This is a genomic window from Bradyrhizobium sp. 35 (assembly GCF_023073215.1).
Classification (GTDB): domain Bacteria; phylum Pseudomonadota; class Alphaproteobacteria; order Rhizobiales; family Xanthobacteraceae; genus Bradyrhizobium; species Bradyrhizobium canariense_D.
In genome coordinates, this window is sequence record NZ_JADPJC010000137.1 from 1 (window position 1) to 737 (window position 737).

The window sequence follows — 737 nt, forward strand, 5'->3', positions numbered from 1 at the left end:
CGGCCGAGGCCCGAACAAACTCCGGATGTGATCTGCTGCGTGCACCGAACCATCGGCCGAGGCCGCAGTAGAGCAAAAACGCTAAGATGCGAGAGTAAGCGGTTGCGCCCCCAGCGGTCAACGCGGAGCGGGCATGTATGCAATATGCAAGCCTGATCGCCTGGCCTGATATGACTTTGTGCCAGTCGGGTCCGGAGGCTCGTTACAGGTATGCCGTATATGAGCTGACCCAGACCAGAATGGAGGCGAGCATCCCAATAACCCCCGCATTTGGAGCAAACGCAGTTGCGTTTCCAGACATGCCGAGCCTGAGCGAGTCGCCGCTGATTTCATCCGGAATGGAGATCACCGCCGGAAAGCCCGACGCGCCGCCAATCGCATTAGTCCGCGCCAACGTCCCGGATGCGGCAATCTGTCCTTGGCCTATTCCCTTCGGAATTTCAGTGATTTTGGCGTGATAGATGCGCCCTGGCTCATTGTCAAACACGATGTTGACGGGTGCGCCGGCCTTGATGGTCTGAAATCCGTTCTGCGCAAAGACCCCGACAATTGTAATTTCATTCTCCACGATGAACGACATGGCTGACCGCAATTGGAAGGCGCGATCGCCCACCGTCAGGGCCACCGCCGTCGCGAAGCCGTCGGCAGGCGCGCGGATCGTTGTTTGCGCCAGCTCCCAAGTGGCGCTCTCCAATTGCGCCTGCATTTGCGCAACAGTCGTGTTGACGCCGCCGATC

Annotated in this window: 1 pseudogene; it reads right to left on the reverse strand. The window is 59.2% G+C overall.

The features are described 5' to 3' along the window. Positions 1-202: 202 nt before the first annotated feature. A pseudogene (locus tag IVB36_RS27965) lies at positions 203-737 on the reverse strand (HlyD family secretion protein); the annotation flags it as partial.